A 19,813-nucleotide genomic window follows, 5' to 3' on the forward strand; every position below is an offset into this window, starting at 1 on the left:
GATTGTAGTATGACTTATAAGTTTTTTCAAGAACTAATTGGTTTTTAAGCGGACATAAGAAATGACGCATTCGTGGGATACTCGAACCCATTAAATGCATCACCGTGGTTTAATCGAATATGAACAATTCCTCAATAGCTGCTCCCACCGCCCGTGAAATATCGATCGCCAGCTTTAGGGAGGGATTATATTTGCCCGCCTCCAGACGAATGATGGTTTCCCTGCGAACTCCAACCTTGCCCGCCAACTCATCTTGGGTCATTCCCGCTAACTGCCTGTACTTTTTTAAATTGCATTTGAATGGTTCCATGGGCATCCACCTAACAATATTTATCCAGATAATAAAAAGTTATGGAATACGTCAGAAACGTAGCTGCCCAACCCGCTGCGCTCACAATGATCATGAATTCTCTTGTTCCGAAGGAGAACATGCTGCCGATTCCGATCATAAACAGACATGCGGCCGGCACCCACATGGTGATGGACCTCGCCTTCTGGGCATTCATGTAGTACCGTTCATCCGGCATCTCTTCTGCCAGCTTCCCATGGAAATAGAAACTGAAAAAGCTAAAAAAACTAAAGTAAAACAAAAACGAAGGATCATGGGTCTTAAAATACTGCAGTCCGTTAAACCCCAACAAACCAAGCAGCCATCCGTGCTTACCAATTCGTACGTAACGCTTTCGCTGTCCCTTATACATTCCTGATTCCTCTCCTGCGGTTAAAAATCAGAGCCATCTCGATCCCCACCAACAGAGCGACCATATAAACGGCGCTCTCTATGCTTATAGCCGTGACCGCCAATAGGCTCATCATGAGCGGAACGGCATATTTACGGGGATGATGCCATAAATCGCTCTCCACCCGCCAATGGAATACGGGATGTTTCCATTCGAGCCAAACGGTCGAAATGGCGCATTGGGCGGCAAATAATACGCTAAGTACATAATACATGATTTCTACCGATCCATGAAACATATGCCAGCATGCTAAGTAGATCGTGTATATGAATAAGTTTACTGCCAGTATAAACAATCCGTATGCAACTCCGATACGTTGAAATTGGCCGGGCAGCATTTGGATTTTCCGGTGAAGCCCCCGATTGCTGGACAACAGGATGCCGATCGGTGTGTTGAAAGATAGGACCGCGAATCCGAGCGGCAGGAACGAGGCAAGTTGCATCTGCTCCAGCATAAACGCCATGAAGCCTGCAAATAAACATAATGCGATCGTATTGTATAGATAGCTTTTATGGAAGAATAGGTAGCGCCCTAAATACCGGAGGAACGAAGCGTTTCGAATCGGCGCTGCATGGAGCTCCGTCATCTTCAAATCCTTGTAATATCGGTACGGATCCGTTCGATACAGGATGAGCCATTGAAGGGTCGTGCTGATCAGCATTCCCAACAAACGATGGGACGGGTCATGGAGCAGGCAAAGCGCCGCTTGCAGCAGCATCCAGAAACAGGCCGGCATCCTTTTCCCTCTGTTCAGCAGAGCGAATACCACGAAGGCGGTCAACCCCGCATTCAGGAAGCTAAGCAGAAATGCCAGCGCATGCATACCCGTAAATTGAGAAACCGACATATAAAGAACGAGGATGTACGAAGTCTTGGTGACCAAGGTATATAATGCTACCGCAAAAAAATAAGCTGCGTTGAACATGCTTGGCCTAGATGGAAGCATGAACGCCCCCTTCAGCTTCCTCCGGTTATCGTCCGACGATAAGGTTCTCACCACCATGCCGAACGTAAATACGGAGATGGCCGTCATGAATACATTCAAGGCTACATGGTAATCGATATCGAGGCTGCTCATCGCCGCATATAAAACAAGCAGGGCTGCGGTATGCTTCCACAAACGGTCGTAGCTTGACCCCAGGAACTTTTTGGCGAATCCATGAAATGTCGAGATCACTTGTTCAGTACCCCTCTAATAAACTCGGGATCCATGTCGCCCTGCAAAAAGGTATGACGGATCGATCCGGCTTCCAAAATGATGATGCTGTCCGACGTAAGGCATAAACTCTCCAGAACGTGGGAAGAAAACAAGATCGCCCCATGTCTCCTGTACTCGTTCATCATTCGATACAGAAATTCCGTGCTTTCGAAATCCAGTCCGTTGACCGGCTCATCCAGCAGCAGCAGCTCGGGACGCAGCGCAAATCCTGTGATCAGATAGGCCTTTCTCCTGCTGCCCATCGATAATTGGCCCAAGAATGAGTTCCTGTAATTCTGAAATTTGAATCCTGCAACGAGCTCGTCCAAGATTTCGTTACGAACCTCTTGTCCGTAGGATTGAAACACATGCCTTACATATTCCTCGAATGTAAAATACTCGAACGACTCGTCCTCCGAGAACACGGTATACCGGCTTCGTTTAAATGCAGGGCTTGTCAGCGAAGTTTCCTCGTTCTTCCACAACAGCCGCTCCAGCGAATAATGCCGGTGAATGCCGCTCAGGACATGGAGCAGCGTGCTTTTACCCGCCCCGTTCAATCCCACCAAACCTATGATCTGATGGGGGCCAATCTCCAAATTAAGATTCGAGATGACGGCGTCTGTTTCCGCACGGTACCAAGCAGCTAATCCCTTCATGCTTAATAAATGCCGCCGCTCCTCCCCCTCATTGCTTGCCGACTTTCCAACCTTTCCAGCCTGCATAAACAAATAGAACGCCTCCTGCCAAAAATAATAAAGCCAGCGGGTACGACTGTTGAGTAAGTCTCTGAATGCCAATACCGATCCAGAGCAGTCCCATCGCGAATCGAAGAATGATTTTCATCGCAAACGCCCCTTCCAAAAGTGATGTATTTGTAACTTTACGTGATAAATATATCACTTTATAATTTGAGGGTCAAATGGGATCGTGAATTGACATGCAGCAGGAAAGCTTTTACAATACGTGGCGTATATCCGTAACAAAAGTTAAATAAACTGGAGTGAATAATACGATGCAGATTCGATTGATGACCGATAAGGATATGGACAGCGTCATTGACATTTGGCTGGCCGCCTCGAAGGAGGCCCACCATTTCATCACCCCCGAATACTGGGAATCCAAGCAAAAGGACATGCGCGACGTGTATTTGCCAATGGCCGATACCTATGTGCTGGAGGAAGCGGGCGCCACGGTAGGCTTTATATCGACCGTTCAGCATGCCTTGGCCGCTTTGTTTGTTCACCCTGGCGATCAGGGCAAGGGATATGGCCGGGCTCTTCTTCAATTCGTGAAGGAACGCAGCCCTAAACTCGAGCTCAAGGTATATAAAGAGAACGGGAACGCATTTCGTTTTTATTCCCGGAACGGCTTTGCCGTCGTTGAAGAAACCATCGACGAGGATACCGGTCAGACGGAATTCGTCATGGCCTGGGAAGAACGATAAATGGCAACATGCGCCTACATATTCAAACAGGCAGAAGGTGACCGGAATGGTTCGGTCACCTTCTGCCTGTATTTTTTTACTGAACCTTTTGGTGTCTCAGAGCGAATATAAAGGTGAGGTCGCATTAAAGGAGGAGCAAGCTTACAAGGTTCAGACTTAATGCTTGTAAATAGATTCATTTACTTACCGGACAAATAAAGGCCGAGCTCTGATAACAGCGCGCTTCCCACGTACGTGCCCGTGAACACGAAAACCGCAACGATGGCGACGCGCCACGATGTTTTGCGAAGATCAACCAGCCTGTCGGCAACGGAAATGCCGGCAAACGCCAAGATCGGGGTCGTAATGGACAAGAAGTTGACGTTGGCAATGGCATCCACGAACACATCGGAGATCAGGCAGCAGATCAGCGAAACGATCGATACCCAGCCGAGAACCGGGAAGTCCTGCAAGAATTTCAGCGGAGCTTTTTTCATGAGCGTCGAGATCAGAACGCCGATGAAGGAAAAAAGCCACAGCACGGCCAAGCCCGCTATCGTCCCTAACGTAATATGACCTTCGCCGTTTTTGATGAATTTCATTTGCTCCGTAAATAAGATAAGACCAACGCTAAGCAGCAGGACGAGGGCGTATTTTGCGTATTTATTCAAACCGGTGCTCATTTCTTCTCACCTCTGACCATTAATTTGTACATAAACCGCTGCAGCGGCACCGCGAGAAATACCATCGTATACGTTCCGAGGAAGCTGGTAAGCAGCTGGCTCGCAGCAGCGTATCCGTTAATGGTCTCCGTCATCTCAGGAGAATGCGCGACTAGCGCGGAAGAAGAGCCTGTCATCATACTGGCGGAGCCGACGCCGGAGGACATGGCTAACGCTTCGATCGAGAAGCCGGCAGCAAGCATGACCGGCGCAAGAATGCTGAAGAACAGCGTGCCGAAGAGGGTGCCTATAATATAGAGGGACAGCACCCCGCGGCCTTCGTCGGAGTCGAGCGTATATTTCTCGGATATGTAGGCAAGTTCCCCTTCCCTCCCAAGTCCGAGCGTAGCGCCGATGGCTTCCCTTCTCAGGCCGAGCAGAATGGCGATCGGAAGTCCGAGCAGAATCGTACCCAGGTTGCCGATTTCCTGAATGATGAACACCCAGCCAACTTTTAATATATCTTCAATTCTGGGAGCAACGTCGGCGCCGTATCTCGCCATAAGCGGCAGCATAATGAAGATTAGATACTTGCTGGAGAAACCGACGTTCTCCTTGCTGTAAATTTTCCGCATAAAGCCTTTCCGGAATATCGACAAGCCGAGCACCATGGTGATCAAAATGGCGAATACGAGTGGGAGCAGGCTGATTTTTACGGAGCCCACCTGGATCGACTGAATGCCGATAAATTCGGCAACCGCGATTACAATGAGCACGAATGCAAGCAAATAGAGATACTGTAGTTTTAACTTCATGCCATGATGTCCTCTTTTCTGTTCTTAGTTGGAGCTAACTATCGACGCAAGGAGCTGCTCGTATTCGGCAAATGTACGACGGTAGAGCTTCGATCGATCGATACGTCCGCTCATTCGCTCCAGCACCTGGGTTAAAAATCTCGGGAACACTTCATAGATAAACTCGGGATCGATATCCTTGAAATCGTCGCCGTGGATCGTTCCCGTAAAACCACTGTAGCCGATCTGAATGCAAGGCATCATGAAGGCCAGATCGCCAATGTCTCCTGCCGCGCTGATGGCGTTATTGTTCCAAATACGGGAGATCTCCTCGTTATCCTGGAACGCCTCTAGCACGAATTCGGACAAATACCGGTCCTGAACGAACGGCAAATATCCCATCTGCGTCTTAATCTCGACCTCGCCTTGAAGTGCCAGCGCGCTGCCCTTGGCCGCATCGTCCATTTTGGAGGCCGCTTCCTTCATGTAGTCGACCGACTGGGTGCGCAAATCGCTGCCCACCGTAATCCGGTTGGGAATGACGTTTGTCGACATGTCGGATTCCAGGACGATCGGATTCATGCGAACCTTCTCACTGTCCTTCATTTGCTGCCTGCTGAGCCCTAACGCCACATTGAACAGGGTTGACATGCTGTAGGCATTTTTGGCGGAGAAAGGATCGAAACCCGCATGGGTTGCTTTTCCGGTAAACGTATAATGCTTGTATAGGAATCCAGCCAGGTCGCAGTTGATTTCGATCGTGCGCTCTGCAAACTCACCACCCATGGCGTGTACGCATAGTCCGATGTCGATATCGTCGAACACGCCGAGTTTCATCGCTTCGGGTTTCCCTCCGTAATAGGAGATCTTACCGCTGGCAAGCAGCTCGTCCCTATAGGCGAGATCCAAATACTCCTCAGCAGGAATGAAAATAAACGTTAGACTATAATCAAGGGCTTCGTACGCCTTTGATTCAACATAATGTTTGTACAAAGCCAGTGCGATCGCCACCTGCGTATAATGACCGCAATTGTGTGCCGCTCCCGTCTCCTTATCCGATTGCCAATGCGTTGGAGCGTAAACGGCGTCCAATTCCGCAATAAAAGCGATATTCAGCGGCTTGCCGCTGCCGAGGGTTGTCCGAAGCCCGGTTGTACTGAATGATTGCAGCTCGATGCCCGGATTCACCTTCTTCAAAAAATCGGTCACGGTTTGATGGGTCTTAAATTCCTTGTAGCCAAGTTCGGGGTTATCGAATATGGTCCGTCCAACGCCTGCAATTTCTTCGTACTGTTCTTTAAAGCTCATAGCTGCCTCCTTCTTGATGAAAATAATTCTTATGTTATTTTAATTCTCTTAAATATGTCAATAAAAATCACGTTATATTATTTTTCTATAAAGGTAATCAGAATTTGATATAACTCGATCTTTCCACAGCCATGATTAAAACAGCCAACAGCTTAACGCCTATTTTCTACCATTATAAAAAAATTACACCTTTTTTTCTGTAAAGCGTTAAAAACCTCTGACTTTATTTTCAATGTAAGAAAAGTGAACAAAACGCGTTAAAAATTTTCAACCGAGTTATGACTCTAGCCCAAACTGCTGGCCCTGCTGTATCTTGGCGTAAAAAACATTCACCTGGTGCCGACGCTCCCTCCCTTCCTCTAGCCAAACGCGGCCGAAATTCTCGTCGACAAGTTCGGAATCGGCGGCATTACAAATGTGGAAGAGGATATGAAGAGATTCCTGGGCACGTAAAAGAGCTTTCGTGCAAGAAAGACCGTCAGGGGAGTTCGCCCTGACGGTCCTTTTTGAGTTTGGAGGATATTCAAGATTTTGCATTCGTGTCTCTGCTTAGTTTTGTTGTAGCCGCATCTCTCGCATTTCCCGATAAATGAACGATTTAGAACACGCATTCCGTGGCGATTAACGGACGCTTAAGCAATTCCCATCCGGTATTGGCGGATATAAAAGAGGCAAGCTCCCAGCCCATTCGGTAATGCGTCTGATAACCGGGATGATATCGGCCGCCCCATCCTTCCACCTCTGGATGAATCAGTCCTAAATCCACTACAAACACCTTCCTATTTCCACTTTGATTGAAATAGGTCACCACCTTATTCACACTCGCCAGATAGTTGTTATTCATGGTTCCAACACAGCAAAAGATATAGGGATCGTTATACTTTTCCAGGATAACCCGGATGAATTCAATATACGCGGCAATATATGCCTCATCATCAATTGGCGTAGAATAATCGTTTTGGCCCAAATTAATGACAATTCCATCAGGAATATACCGGGAAAAGTCCTATGGCGCCGTCCCTTTGCCGAGCGTCCCGAAAAAATGTTCCGGCAATCCTTGTTTGAACCCTACCGCATCCTGCCAAACGCCAATCCCGCAAATGGCCATCGTATGATATTCCGCATTCAGCATTCTGGCGCTGATCCCGACATAGGACATGTATCCGTCGTCAAGATGCGGAGCTTCAGCAAGCACATGCGGATGGCCGATCCCTGCTCCATCCGTAATGGAATCCCCAAAGTATTCAAGCCGGAGTGGTTTTGCCGCGGGCGGGGCAAGGAAGCTTCCGCCGTCAGGCAGCGAAAAATGATGAAAGGCAATACTTCCGCTCAGAATCCCCGTTCGCTTGTGGATCTCTAAAGTGTGTTCACCGTCCGGCAGCCCCTGTTCGATTATGTATTCATGAACCCCCTTCTTCAGATTGATCCAATTACGTGCGACACCGTCCACTACGATTTCAACGTAATCCTGGCCGTCGGAATCCTCAGCCGTCATCGAGATGGCCGTACCTCGGAAGGCAAGAAACACAGCGCTGTTGACCCATCCGCATTTCGGATTCTCTTTCTCGGTCAGATGGAATCTCCCCATCAGCCTGGCAAATTTGGTAAAGCTAAACTCCAACATCATCCCCCCCTCAGACTCGAAGTCAAAAAGTCGAATTTCAACACTTTTATTTTGCCAAGAAGGCGTCGACCTGACGCTGCAGCTCATTCTGGATTTTCGTGAGCACCGCTTCGCCTTCCGTTTTGAACTTGGCGAAGTATTCATCCGGATCAAGTGCCCCGTTAAATAATCCACTATAATATTTGGCTTGGATGGTCGCGAACTGGGCCACTTCGTTCTTTACTGGCGTCGGATCGAAGGTGAAGCCGGTCATGATGTCCTTCGTGAAGTTGTCAGCTTGCGTAATGAATTGTCTGTACTCTTGAGTCTCTTCGTCAGTACCGACCCACTCCCGCTCTAACGTGGGATTCAGCATAAGCTGGAACGAGACGATGCCGCCATCGTTGTTCAGCGTGTCATATTGGTGCTCGCCGACTGATTTCCAGTTCACACCTTCAATGCCGTGCTCCAACAGATCGTAATTTTCCTGCCGGTTCGCCCAATCGAGGAACATCATCGCACGTTCTTTATGCTTGCTCGTCTTTACAATGCAGATGAAATTATCCATCTTGAAATTGGAAAAGTTCTTTCCGGGGGTTAGATCAAACAGACGAACCGCTTCCAGTTCTCCGCCCGGCACGACCTGCTTTAACTGGTCATTGTACGCTTTGGGAATGCCAAAGGTCATTTGGGGCGTGGCCGCTACTTTGTTTTGGAGCTGCATTTCTCCCGGACCGCTTTTATTCGTCAAGACGTCCTGCGACATGATTTTATCAACAAACAGCTGGTGGACATCCTGGATATTGGACCAGATCTTAGGTTCCTTGGTTTCGAAGAAATTGTAGACCTTCCCATCGTTGCCCTTGTAATACAGCATCAAGCTGGCTCCCGCAAAATTTGTCGGGCGAATGTTGACGCTGGTATCGTCCCGGATCAGCCAGTTGACCCAGCTGTAGGTGACGTCGTCCGCGCCAGCAAGGAGCGGGGTGATCCCAGAGTTACTGTCGCGAACGGCATAGAGATAAGCTTTTAGATCCTCATACGTCTTCACGGGCGGCAGATTCAGCTGCTCTCTCAAGTCCTTCCGGATGAAGACCGACCTTTCCTGGGTATAGGCGCTTCCCAAAGGAACGCCATAGATGCTGCCGTTGATTTTGTTCGCTTCCCACATTTGTTGCGGTCTCGTCTTTTTCACGTTGGAGCCGTATTGGTCCAGAAGCCCGCTTAATTCCTCGTAATACCCCTGCGCAGCCATCGTTTCCAGATGCAGCCATGGGGCGTCGAAAATCAAATCCACACTCTCTCCCGAAGCCAGCATAACGTTGGTCTTCTGATTAAGATCGGCAAAGTCGATGAATGTAAATTTAACCTGTGTATTGATTTCGGCTTTTAACCTCTTGTTGACCTCTTCCAGCACCTGCTCGAAGTTCGCCTCCTTCGCCCCCGGAATGACAACCTCCAAAGTGACCGGCTCGAGGGACGGATCGCTGGTTTCCCCGGAATCTTTGGGCGCGGAGGCGTCCCCGCCGGATCCGGAGCACCCGGACAAAGCGATTGCCAGTCCGAGCAGCGCCGTCACCATGAACTTGCGTTTTGATTTGGCCATGTACATGACTCCCTTCAAATAATCAACTTATATATCCGCGGCTGGGCCAGTCTATATCGATACGCTCGGCAATCCGCGTAAAGCCCCAGCCTCAGCCTTTCACCGAGCCGAGCGTCAGACCTTTGACGAAATATTTCTGAACCATCGGATAGAAAAATATAATCGGACCGATCGTCAGGCATACTGTAGCCAGCTTGACCCCTTCCGCCGGCGGCAGCGTCAGTACGTTTCCATGATTGAGCGACGTGAGCTGCATCTGCGACATGAGCTGCCGAAGAAGCAGCTGGAGCGGGTACATATCGCTGTTATCAATAAACAAAAGCGACAGCCACCAATCGTTCCAATATTGCAGTGCGTAGAACAAGCTGATCGTTGCTATAACCGGCGTTGAGATCGGCCTAATAATTTTGAAGAAGATCGTCCACTCTCCGGCGCCGTCCATGTTAGCCGATTCGTTCAGCTCATAAGGCAACGAGCGATAGAACGAGACGAAGATAAACGCAAAGAACGGATTCATGACATAGGGGAGCACAAGCGCCCATAGCGTGTCTTTCAGATGCAGCCACTGAACGACCAGAAGATAGAAGCCGACGAGCCCCGAGCCGAAGACCATCGGTACATAGGTCATGAACGAGAGGAAGCCGCTGTATCGGTTCTTCGGATGGGCCAGCACGTAAGCAAACAACGCAGTGACAACGAGGCCGATCACGGTTCCGATGGCTGTTACTGCAATGGTGACGCCATAGCTGGTGAACATTTGCTTGCCTTGAAGGAGGAACCGATATGACTCCAACGTGAACTCATCTGGCCAGACGGAGTATCCGTGGAGCGCCAGGCTTCGGGTGCTGGCAAACGAATTGATGACCATGAGCCAGAACGGGAACAAACAAACCAGCGCAAATAGAATCAATAACAGCCCGAACAACCATATCGCCATTTTATCGGAGAAACCGCTTGTCCGTCGGATTCGTGCAGACGGAATCATAGCAACCGGACGATTCATATGAAATTCACCTCCCTTTCATTTCACGAAATTAAAATAACCTGGAATCCTTATCGATTTTCCGAACCAGTGCATTAAACGAAACGACGGCGATAAGCCCCATGATAGACTGATAGAACACGATAGCCGATGACATGCTAAAATTGCCAAGCTGCCTTAACGCCCGGTACGAATACGTATCGATGACATCGGTCGTCGGGAATAGAATCCCGTTATCCCCGATAATTCCGTAGATCATGCCGAAATCCCCGTAGAAGATCCGTCCGACTCCCAAGAGCACGAGGATAATCATTTGCGGCTTCAGCAATGGCAGCGTAATGAATTTCATCTGCTGCAACCTCGTGGCTCCGTCCAGGCGGGCGCTCTCATAATAATCGGCGGAGAAACCGGTAATGGCAGCAAGCAGAATGATAGAGTAGTATCCGGCACTCTTCCAGATTCGTGTCAAAGTTAGAATAATCGGCCATACCCATGGGGTCTGGTACCAATCCACGGTGTGAAGTCCGCTCATATTCAGGACACGGTTAATCAGGCCGTCCGTATTGTTGAAAAGAATGAACGTCATATACCCTACGACAACCCATGAAATAAAATAAGGCAGAAAGACGACGGATTGGATCGTACGCTTAAACCATTTCAGGCGGATCTCATTCAAGAAGAGTGCAATGATAAGGGCAAAGGCCAACTCGAAAAGAATGAACATCGCATTTAAATAAACGGTATTGACCGTAACTTGAATCCAATCCCGATTGGAGAAAAAGAAGCGAAAGTTGTCCAGCCCCACCCAATCGCTGCCCCATATGCCCTTGCTGATCTGAAAGTCCTTGAACGCCAGCAGGTGTCCGGCCAGAGGAATGTAGGAGAAGACAACGAGAAAGATGATTCCCGGTATCGCCATCGAATACAAGTTCCGATTCTTTACTAAATCCTTCAGCATTCTCAATTTATAGTATCACTCCATTCGATCTGGTCTGTCTGATGTGGCCATACCCTGACCATGTTTATTATGTGCGGAAGGAGGACTTCGGAATAGTCCTCATTGTGTCACAAGGGGTACTGAACTTTAGGATTGGGCGGTAATCCGGCTTCCGGGATCATCTTAATTTCTACTTTGTCAAAATGAGGACTTCACACAAAGGTCAGGATATGATTGAGTAAGGAGGTCCCGGTTCGTATCTTCTATCGAGGCAGTATAGATCTACCCTTAAACCGTCAATCCATCAGCAAGGGGTGCTGGCATTATATGAAGATCAAACCTATATTACAGAAGACCTATTTTCGGACCTTTCTATTACTAACCACTGTTCTGATCTGTTCCATTATTCCTTTCGTCTATTTACTGTCTGCGGAATTCGCAAAATACACCATGCTGGAGGTGCGCAGCAATTCGCAGAACGAAGTCAACAACCTGGCTTCGAAGGCCGAAATGATTCTCGGCAATTTGAAAGCTTACGGGCTCAGCATGTACGCCGATCAGAATATTCAGAACTGGTTCTTCGATGCAAGCAAAGATCCGCTCATCGACCATGCTGCGCTCGTCGCCCAATCCAACTTCATGTCCACCGAACCGCTCATCCAGCGATCCTATCTGATTAATTTGAAGAACGATCTTATCGTCGATTCCAAAGTCGGAATCGTCCGCACTGAATCCTTTGCCGACCAGAGCATGCTGGAGCGTGTAAAATCATTCCACCGCCAATATTTGCGCTTCTTTCATCATTCGCTGGATGGCTCGGACTCCCTGGCCCTTATTCTGCCTGCTACCCCCGAGAAGCCGTCTGACTTCTATCTCGTACTCCTGATTGATAAACCGCTGCTGTCGAAGCTTCTGTTCGGCCAAACGGTCTCCTCGGAGCAAGACATTCGGATTCTCGACAAGGATGGGTTCGTCCTGTTAGGCGCGTCCAATCCTGCATTGAACGAACAGCTTTATCAAGCAGGGCGGGAGCAGCAGAACAGCCATTTTCAAGTTCGGCTGCCGCATCAGAAATGGTTCGTCAATACAGCCAAGCTGACTACTGAAAATTGGTCCGTATACTACTCGACCGAGTATCATATTTTGACGCGCCATATCTCCTTATTCCAGCAAAAATTGATAACGTATACATTGCTGCTATTGGCAATCCTCTCCTCGTTGTTCTTCTGGAGTTCTCGCCGTTCCTTGCGTTCCATCACCTTCTTGTCGGAAAAGCTGCGGGGAAAGGTTGCATTCGCCAACTCCACGTCTGATGCCAAGCCGGATATTCAATGGATCCACGACGGCATCGATATGCTGCTGAACAATGTGGAGCAGCTTCATGCATCCATGAGAAACCAATCCGAGCTCGTTCGAACGGAGTTTCTCGCCCAGTGGATGCTGCACGGGACGCCGGGTACCAAGAGCTACGAATATATTCAGACCCGGACCAAACTGGCCTCCTGTGAAGTTTTGTTTTTGGCCGTTCTTCGGATCGAAGCCTATACGGTCTTTTGCGAACGTTACGATTTCCCTTCCCGGAAATTGATGAAGTACGCCATACGCAATATTAGCGAAGAAGTGATTGGCGCAGGTTCTTATGCGGCCGAAGGCTTGGATATGGGTGGCGACCACATCATTCTGGTCGTTGGTGGCCCTGCATCGGGCGGGCTTCAACTTCAACGTCTTCTGGAGGAGACGCAGAATCAGGTGGCACGCATCCTGAACGTGGATACAACCACCGCCGTTAGCAATGCTTATGACTTCGGCGCCAATATCCGAAACATCTATGACCATATCCACGAATTGACGAAGCTGCGATTTCTTAACGGAGAGAAGCAAATTTTTCTGGAGAGTGATTATGAAGAGTTTATGGCAGGGTATCCTTCTGCGTCTGAGGCGCTGGAGACAACCGAGATCATCAAGTCGATCCGTCGCGGCCGCCCGGAGACCGCCGTCGTTCTGCTGCGTCAGCAGATGAAGCACGTCCATGAGCTGCCTTATCGCGACTGTAAGCTTAACCTGACCTACTTTACCTACGATCTGCTCAAAAACTTTAACAAGTCCAGCGTCCTGCACGAGATCAGCAGCATCCACCAATTGCTTGAGCGGTACAGCACGCTGTCCGAGTTTCAAGCATGGCTGGAGAGCATCGTCACGATGCTTGCGTCCGAGACGGAAGTTCCGAAATCTTCAAGCCGCAAGGAAGAGATCGTCTTGGAGATTAAAGAATACGTGGACAACCATTTGCAGGATGCGCAATTGTCGATCGAGCAGGTAGCCGACAATTTTTCCTTCTCCGTAAGTTATATCCGGCAGTTATTCAAAGAGGTCATGAACGTGTCATTGTCGGAGTACATACTTCAGGAACGAATCGAGAGAGTGAAAGAGAAACTGATCTCCAGCCAGCTCTCGGTGCTCGAGATCGCAGATCAATGCGGCTTCATATCCAAAGGGCATTTTTTCTCCGCATTCAAGAAGTTCACGAATCTCACTCCGAAGCAGTATCGGGAAATCCACGCGGACTCCACTGGTAAAAATATCGCTCCTCCCAGCTTATCATGGAGAAGCGGCAGCTAAGGACGCTGTTCCCCATGAGCAGACTCAAGCCGAAAAGGACCTCTCCTGTAAAGCCCTACAGCACTTTATGGAAAGGTCCTTATTCGGTTATTTTAAGTGGTCTGGCGCTCTATTGACCGGTTGTTCCTTGAACCGGCTCAAGCCCTAGCTTCGGATTCGCCAAGTCGAGTTTATACATGATTTGATTGTAGTTATACCGCGGCGTTGGGACATGATTCGTGAATGTATTCGTATAGGTTCCTTCGAAATAGATGACCCGGCCGCCGTCCTTGTTGAAGTGTTTATGCTGGGCTACGTTATAAAAAGTATAGTCGTTATGCGTAACGATATGCTTGGCATTGGTCCAAGGACCTTGAGGCGATGGTGCTTCCGCGTACCAGACTTCCCCAAGTACCGATGTCTTGCCTAGTACCTGCTGCGCGATCATCACGTAACGCTGCCGATATTCATTCCATTCAATGGAGCTTTGGGCGATTTGAACGTCTTCACCAGTATCGATATCCTTCAATTGATAATAATGCGGGTCATCAGCGTTTATCAGGCCTAATTGGATCAGCTCTTTCTCTTGTTCTTGGTTGAGCGGCTGAGTGTCCATTTTCCAGCCCCATACAAGCTTGCCATCCGCATCGCGTTCCAGCGACGTTTCAGCCCCGTTGTATGTCGTTCCCGGCGTCAGGCAAGTAAACGATTCGTATTGGGTATAGTCGATGATGGCGTCATAGCTGGCCGCAACGCGCAAATTCGGAATTCGGTGTTCGGTAAAGAGCCAGTATCCCTTACCACCCTCCTCGTAGTAGGTCGCCTGTCCGCCCGGATGACGCCAGTCGTCTTTGGAAGGGAACTGGACAACTTGTTCAAATTCCTTCGTCTTGTCGTTAAAGGCGAGAATGCCGAAGGCGGTGGGTTCAGGATTGTGCGTGCTGTAGCCGGCGAGCAGACGCTCCTGCCCGGCGCTGTCCTTGGCGGTCATCAGACCGAATACCCAGGCTATGCCTGCACCATCAGGCAGAGGCGGCACCAAACTTTTGACGAAACCATCTTCATTCGTAAAATAGTCCAGATTCACCCCGACATCCGGGTCCAGTCCCCCTTTACTCGGAAGCTCGGAAGTCGCACCCGTCACGCGGAAGTTCCCCAGCGGATAGGCCGGTCTGTCCGTATCGCCCCAGAACCAGTACAGTTTATTGTTGTACTCGATCGTCTGCACGGAATCCTGTCCCATGACCAAGCCGTTGATCAGCGGCTCCTTAATGGGTGGCTTCTGGCCAACGAGTAAGCTGTCGCGATAAATGCCTTGGCCTGTCAGTCGGTACAGCCGCTCTGCAATGTTGATCCGATTCATCTCGAGCGTAATCATGCCCCCGGGTGTGATCTGTACGGCCTGCCCCCGGTTGCCGAACATGTCGGCGGGGATGTCGTAGCCGTCACTCGACATATGGAAGAAGACCGTCTGATCCATCAGACCTGGCTCGTCGAATGCCACAATACCGGCACTGTCCGTATAATACAGCACACTGTTCGTCGTCTTCAGTTGGACATGAGGAATGCCCCTGCCTGTCTCGGCATCCACGACCTTGATCATGAATGGCTTCTGGACCTTTATCTTCTCGCTGCTCACATCCTGCTCGGCGCTGCTTCCGGCCGCCTGCGCTGCCATCGCGGCCCCCGGCGCCGTCATGGCCATCAGCAGGATGCACGTCCATATCCCCGCACGTTTCCATTGTTTCATTTTCATTTCTCTTACCTCCCGACCTTTATCGTTTTGATAAAAAGAAATCGTTGCATTGACACGATACCGTCTGTTCAAACCATATCTGCAGCCATGGGTACGAAATAACTCTGGATGCGTTTGCTATCGCGGTCAAGCAATCGAAGTGAAGCTAAAGCGGCATCGCTTCTCCGTGGATGAACTCCTCACTAACCACCTCCTTTCGCAGCATGGGAGCAATGTTTGAGATCGAGCAATAAAAAACGTCTATCAACGTGCATTTTCAATGAAGCCAGACCACATTTAGCGGAAGTTTTTCTTGGGATATGAGGAAGCCCCGTCTCGAAGCTTATAATGTAAGCGAATACATTATTCTTTGTGAGTAACAGCCGCTCAAGCTCGCGCGGCTGTTCTCTGTGTAGAAATGTCTTTCGAACCCATAAATCTGCTGATGAGGAATTATTCCAACAACTAAGACAGTTGACGTCAGGAGCCGATTCGCATGCGAGACCAATCGAAGCCGATCGCCTCCAGCAGTGCGCGCGCAATTAGCAGATGACCCGTCAAGCTCGGATGCACCCGGTCGGACGCCAGCGCAGTAGGATGCACGTAGTCGAAATGGCTGGCGAAAGCGGCCTGCGTATCCACAAACAATGCGCCTACCCGCTCCGCAACCCTCTTGGCTGCGCGTCCGAATTCATCCATCCGGCTGCGCATACGATCTTGGTCGTTCGGCTCCAGATAGAACGGCGTCATGATCACGAGTCCTTGCAGACCGGGCAGCGCTGAACGCACTAATTCTTCCAGGGTCTGCTCATATTCTTCAAGGCTCACATGCGACTCCGGAATCGCAGGTTGGTCGAACTGCCGCCATACATCGTTGATGCCGATCATGACCGTTAACCAATCCGGCTTCAGATCCAGCACGTCCGTCTGCCATCTGGCCTGCAAATCCCGAACCGTATTGCCGCCGATTCCCATATTCGTCACGCGAATAAAGAGCTCGGGATATGCCGCCTGCAGCATCCCGTCTACGAGTGCGGCATACCCTTTACCGACGCCCTGGAACAGCCCTTCCCCGTATGGATATTTACGCTCGCAATCGGTGATCGAGTCGCCAATCATGACCAGGCGTTGTCCTTCTTTCAGCTTCATCCCTTGTTCCTCCCATTCAATTGGAGTCGAATCGTCTTCACCTCGAACGGACGGAACTGAAGTTGTACGTTTCCGTCCTCATGCGGCAATTCCGCATTCTTTTCCTCCAGCATATTTGCTTCATAAACGACCTTAACGGACAGCCCAACGTGAAGCTCGCACGCTACGGAGGCTCCCTTGCTCTCGTACAGACGGACGATCCAATCGCCCGATCCGTCTTCGGCAAGCTTGACCGTCTCCGCGATCACATTGGCTTGATCGATGCAGAGCAGCGATTGCTCCTCCCGGCTTCCTCCAGACACGAGGCTGACAGGATAGTTCAGCTCGTAGGCTTCCCGCACGACAGGACTGCCCAGGAACGCGCCGTTCCAGAACGTAAATCCATATGTAAAATGATGTGTCCCTTGATCGGACGTCTCATCCGGCCACGTCGGAGCCCGAAGCAGCGTTAGGCTCATCGTGTTGTCGTTGACGGAAATCCCGTATTTGCAATCGTTCAGCAGCGCGAAGCCGCGATTCGCTTCAGCAAGCGCCGACCACTTATGCTGAACCACTTCGTAACGATCCGCATCATGCGGACGCGAAGCATGATTCGGCCTCTTGACGTAGCCGAACTGAATTTCCTGCAGCGACTCGTTCGCATGAACGCGAACAGGGAAATCGACTTTTAGCAGCTTGTTCTTCTCTCGCCAGTGAATCGTTGTATGGAATTCCACCCGGCGGCTGCCGGCACAAAGCCGGATATCCTGGATCAGGGTCGATTGGTTCAGTTCGCGCTCAACCCGAATATTCGCGAAGAGCGGGCCGTTCGCGGTAACGGATACCTTGGCGCTTGTTTTCAGCTCGATGGGTGCCAAGCGGTAGCGCCGATCGATCTCCCAAGCATCGAAATCCGAATTTTGATCCCGGTACATCCGCATGACGTTGCAGCGATCCGCCGCCCATTCCGTGCCGGTCTCCTTGTCAAAAATACGCGTAAACTCGCCCTGTTCGTTCATTTCGAGCACGATCCATTCGTTCTCCATATGCGATTCCGTTGCAAGGACTGCAGACACGGCAGAAACATCCGCCGTTTCCGGTCCCGCCTTGTATGTCGACCAGCCCATGGAAGGAGCTTCCACCTCGGCATAGCGAACGCCTTCATGTAGTTGCACCGGCATAACCGCTCCATTCCCGTCCGCAATTCCGTGGACGCCGGCAGGCAGCGCGACCAGTTCTCTTCTCGGCCAGGACAGGGAATTAAAGACGGTAACCCGGGAGACATCGTCGTCCGTGAGCGCATCTCTTGCGTCTGAAGCCATGTCATATACGTTCTGATTCAATTCCTTCAGCTCAAGTTGGGCTTCCTCATGGACACGATGAATGGATGAGCCCGGCAGAATATCGTGGAATTGGTGCAGCAGCAGCACCTTCCATAGTTGATCCAGATCCTCGTAAGGGTAATTCCGGTTATACAGCAGCTCCGCGGCAGCCCCCCAAAGCTCAGCCTCGCGGAAACCGATTTCTGCCTTTCGGTTCAGCTTTTTGATGATCGCTTGCGTCGTATACGTCCCGCGGTGAGCGGGATAATAGAGCTCTCCTACGTATTTGGCATCCGGAATGCCTTTTTCGATCTGATCCTCAAAAAATTCGATCGGCGAGCCATGCTTCGTCTTGGGAACGCCCTCCAAATTGCCGAGCCTGCGCATAAACTCGAGATCATCCCGATTGGAGCCGCCACCCCCGTCGCCGTGCCCGAACTGGGTGAGGCGCGTGGAAATACCTTCAAGCTGGACTCGATCGCTCCACTGATGAATTAAGAACGACGGGTTGATCCGAATCGGGTAGTAGTCGCCGTAGTTCATCAGATGCGTCAAAATTTGCGAGCCGTCGATTCCTTCCCACATGAACGTATTATGCGGGAACGGGTCCGCTACATTATCATAAGTACCGAACAATTTTGTAGACGCGAAATAATGGATCCCGCAGCCCTTCATGATTTGCGGCAGGTTTCCGGAATAGCCGAATACGTCAGGCAGCCACAGCATCTCGTTGTCCACGCCGAATTCATCCTTGAAGAACCGCTTGCCGTGCAGCGCCTGGCGGATCAGGCTCTCGCCGCTGGGCAGATTCGTATCAGGCTCCACCCACATGGAGCCTTCGGGAATGATCCTTCCTTCCTTCACCGCCTGTTTGATTCGCGCATACAGCTCCGGATACAACGTCTTGACCAGCTGGAACAAATACGGCTGGCTCTGGGTGTAAGTATATTCCGGATATTCGTCCATGAGCGCCAGCTGATTGGACAGGGTCCGCGCAATCTTCCGCTTCGTCTCCGCGATCGGCCACAGCCAGGCGACATCCAGGTGGGACTGTCCCATCAGGTACAGGGTCGGCGCCGTTGAACCGTTCACGCAGGAGAGGAGCGGCTCCATCAACTTCCGGCACTGCTTTGCGTTCTCACAGAGCGATTCCTGACGCAGGGTCAGATCAATCGTCGCGAACACCTGAGTCAGACAACGATCAATCTCCGCAACCCGGAGGGATTTGGCATCCAGATGATTGCGAAGATCGTACAAACACTCCAAATCGATGAAAAACTGGTAGACTTCCTCTTCCAAAACGCAGAGCTGCGACTCTCCGAACGTCGGCTGAGAATCCGCATGGCCGGCGTACGCCTCCGCGACGATTTCAAATGCCTCGCCGGCTTTCGCCGAACGGGTTAAAGTGACGTAATGATGGTTAAGGTCCTTTGCGCCGCTCACGATACCGTTTATGTATACGGTCGCTTCAGATCCAAAATCAAGCATGGCCACAAGCCGCTTGCCTTCAGCCTCCTCGGGAACGATGACGGCCCCACGGAACCAGCCGTATCCCCAATTTTCTCCCCACCGTTGGCCCGAAGCGAAACTCTCAAACGGTTGTCCATCCATTTCATGAATGAACAGTTGTTCCATGGTCGTAAAACCGGAAAAATCGATAGAAGAGAGCTTCGTCATCATAAATGGATCTCTTTTGTTTAGCAGCTTTTCCACATGGAATAATATCTCTTTTTTTTCACTCAAGGTTTCTCACATCCTATGGTTTCGTTATCTA

General features: G+C 50.3%; 18 protein-coding genes. 2 read left to right on the forward strand and 16 right to left on the reverse strand.

The window, feature by feature from the left end; all coding sequences use genetic code 11:
- Positions 1-109: 109 nt before the first annotated feature.
- The 5 genes from PAEVO_RS17805 to PAEVO_RS33875 are packed head-to-tail and all read right to left on the reverse strand — an operon-like array spanning position 110 to position 2,784.
- A complete protein-coding gene (locus tag PAEVO_RS17805; RefSeq protein ID WP_100538748.1) occupies positions 110-310 on the reverse strand; it encodes a helix-turn-helix transcriptional regulator in 201 nt (66 codons plus the stop codon).
- A gap of 10 nt (positions 311-320) precedes the next feature.
- Positions 321-701, reverse strand: coding sequence for a DUF2178 domain-containing protein (locus PAEVO_RS17810; protein ID WP_100538749.1), 381 nt, complete (start codon positions 699-701; stop codon positions 321-323).
- Positions 694-1,917 (reverse strand): hypothetical protein, encoded by a 1,224-nt coding sequence (locus PAEVO_RS17815; RefSeq protein ID WP_100538750.1) that lies wholly within the window; start codon positions 1,915-1,917, stop codon positions 694-696. The genes PAEVO_RS17810 and PAEVO_RS17815 overlap by 8 nt, the downstream gene beginning before the upstream one ends.
- Positions 1,914-2,663: an ATP-binding cassette domain-containing protein gene (locus tag PAEVO_RS17820; RefSeq protein WP_243390815.1), complete on the reverse strand. Its 750-nt coding sequence runs from the start codon at positions 2,661-2,663 to the stop codon at positions 1,914-1,916. Before PAEVO_RS17820 ends, PAEVO_RS17815 begins: the two co-directional genes overlap by 4 nt.
- Complete coding sequence (locus PAEVO_RS33875) at positions 2,626-2,784, reverse strand: hypothetical protein (RefSeq protein WP_165789681.1); 159 nt, start codon at positions 2,782-2,784, stop codon at positions 2,626-2,628. The genes PAEVO_RS17820 and PAEVO_RS33875 overlap by 38 nt, the downstream gene beginning before the upstream one ends.
- Positions 2,785-2,953: 169 nt before the next feature.
- Here PAEVO_RS33875 and PAEVO_RS17825 point away from each other — a divergent pair, with 169 nt between their 5' ends.
- Positions 2,954-3,385: an N-acetyltransferase gene (locus PAEVO_RS17825; RefSeq protein ID WP_100538752.1), complete on the forward strand. Its 432-nt coding sequence runs from the start codon at positions 2,954-2,956 to the stop codon at positions 3,383-3,385.
- Between the two features lie 179 nt (positions 3,386-3,564).
- Here PAEVO_RS17825 and PAEVO_RS17830 read toward each other — a convergent pair whose 3' ends face one another.
- The 8 genes from PAEVO_RS17830 to PAEVO_RS17860 form a co-directional block, all read right to left on the reverse strand.
- The gene (locus tag PAEVO_RS17830; protein WP_100538753.1) at positions 3,565-4,047 is read right to left on the reverse strand and encodes a hypothetical protein; all 483 of its coding nucleotides are present in this window, start codon (positions 4,045-4,047) and stop codon (positions 3,565-3,567) included.
- The gene (locus PAEVO_RS17835) at positions 4,044-4,841 is read right to left on the reverse strand and encodes a DUF3100 domain-containing protein (protein WP_100538754.1); all 798 of its coding nucleotides are present in this window, start codon (positions 4,839-4,841) and stop codon (positions 4,044-4,046) included. The genes PAEVO_RS17830 and PAEVO_RS17835 overlap by 4 nt, the downstream gene beginning before the upstream one ends.
- 24 nt (positions 4,842-4,865) lie before the next feature.
- Positions 4,866-6,128: a M20/M25/M40 family metallo-hydrolase gene (locus tag PAEVO_RS17840; protein WP_100538755.1), complete on the reverse strand. Its 1,263-nt coding sequence runs from the start codon at positions 6,126-6,128 to the stop codon at positions 4,866-4,868.
- A gap of 598 nt (positions 6,129-6,726) precedes the next feature.
- Positions 6,727-6,972 (reverse strand): hypothetical protein, encoded by a 246-nt coding sequence (locus tag PAEVO_RS34420; protein WP_243390816.1) that lies wholly within the window; start codon positions 6,970-6,972, stop codon positions 6,727-6,729.
- A gap of 162 nt (positions 6,973-7,134) precedes the next feature.
- Complete coding sequence (locus tag PAEVO_RS34425) at positions 7,135-7,749, reverse strand: SGNH/GDSL hydrolase family protein (protein WP_243390817.1); 615 nt, start codon at positions 7,747-7,749, stop codon at positions 7,135-7,137.
- Between the two features lie 49 nt (positions 7,750-7,798).
- Positions 7,799-9,337, reverse strand: a complete 1,539-nt coding sequence (locus PAEVO_RS17850) for an extracellular solute-binding protein (protein ID WP_100538756.1) — start codon at positions 9,335-9,337, stop codon at positions 7,799-7,801.
- A gap of 91 nt (positions 9,338-9,428) precedes the next feature.
- Positions 9,429-10,340 carry a carbohydrate ABC transporter permease gene (locus PAEVO_RS17855; protein ID WP_100538757.1) on the reverse strand — a complete coding sequence of 304 codons (912 nt, stop codon included), beginning with the start codon at positions 10,338-10,340 and terminating at the stop codon, positions 9,429-9,431.
- Positions 10,341-10,371: 31 nt separating this feature from the next.
- Positions 10,372-11,277, reverse strand: coding sequence for an ABC transporter permease (locus tag PAEVO_RS17860; RefSeq protein WP_165789682.1), 906 nt, complete (start codon positions 11,275-11,277; stop codon positions 10,372-10,374).
- Positions 11,278-11,583: 306 nt separating this feature from the next.
- On the opposite strand from PAEVO_RS17860, the gene PAEVO_RS17865 reads away from it, so the two are divergent.
- Positions 11,584-13,875: an AraC family transcriptional regulator gene (locus tag PAEVO_RS17865; protein WP_100538759.1), complete on the forward strand. Its 2,292-nt coding sequence runs from the start codon at positions 11,584-11,586 to the stop codon at positions 13,873-13,875.
- A 109-nt stretch (positions 13,876-13,984) separates the two neighbouring features.
- Here PAEVO_RS17865 and PAEVO_RS17870 read toward each other — a convergent pair whose 3' ends face one another.
- The 3 genes from PAEVO_RS17870 to PAEVO_RS17880 all read right to left on the reverse strand — a co-directional run bounded on the left by PAEVO_RS17870 (position 13,985) and on the right by PAEVO_RS17880 (position 19,782).
- Entirely contained in the window at positions 13,985-15,610 is a 1,626-nt protein-coding gene (locus tag PAEVO_RS17870; RefSeq protein WP_100538760.1) for a hypothetical protein, read from the reverse strand.
- Positions 15,611-16,069: 459 nt separating this feature from the next.
- Positions 16,070-16,738 (reverse strand): SGNH/GDSL hydrolase family protein, encoded by a 669-nt coding sequence (locus PAEVO_RS17875; RefSeq protein ID WP_100538761.1) that lies wholly within the window; start codon positions 16,736-16,738, stop codon positions 16,070-16,072.
- The gene (locus PAEVO_RS17880; RefSeq protein WP_100538762.1) at positions 16,735-19,782 is read right to left on the reverse strand and encodes an alpha-mannosidase; all 3,048 of its coding nucleotides are present in this window, start codon (positions 19,780-19,782) and stop codon (positions 16,735-16,737) included. Before PAEVO_RS17880 ends, PAEVO_RS17875 begins: the two co-directional genes overlap by 4 nt.
- Positions 19,783-19,813: the final 31 nt, after the last annotated feature.

This window comes from Paenibacillus sp. GM2FR (assembly GCF_002803325.1).
In the GTDB taxonomy this organism is placed as follows: Bacteria; Bacillota; Bacilli; order Paenibacillales; family Paenibacillaceae; genus Paenibacillus_AQ; species Paenibacillus_AQ lautus.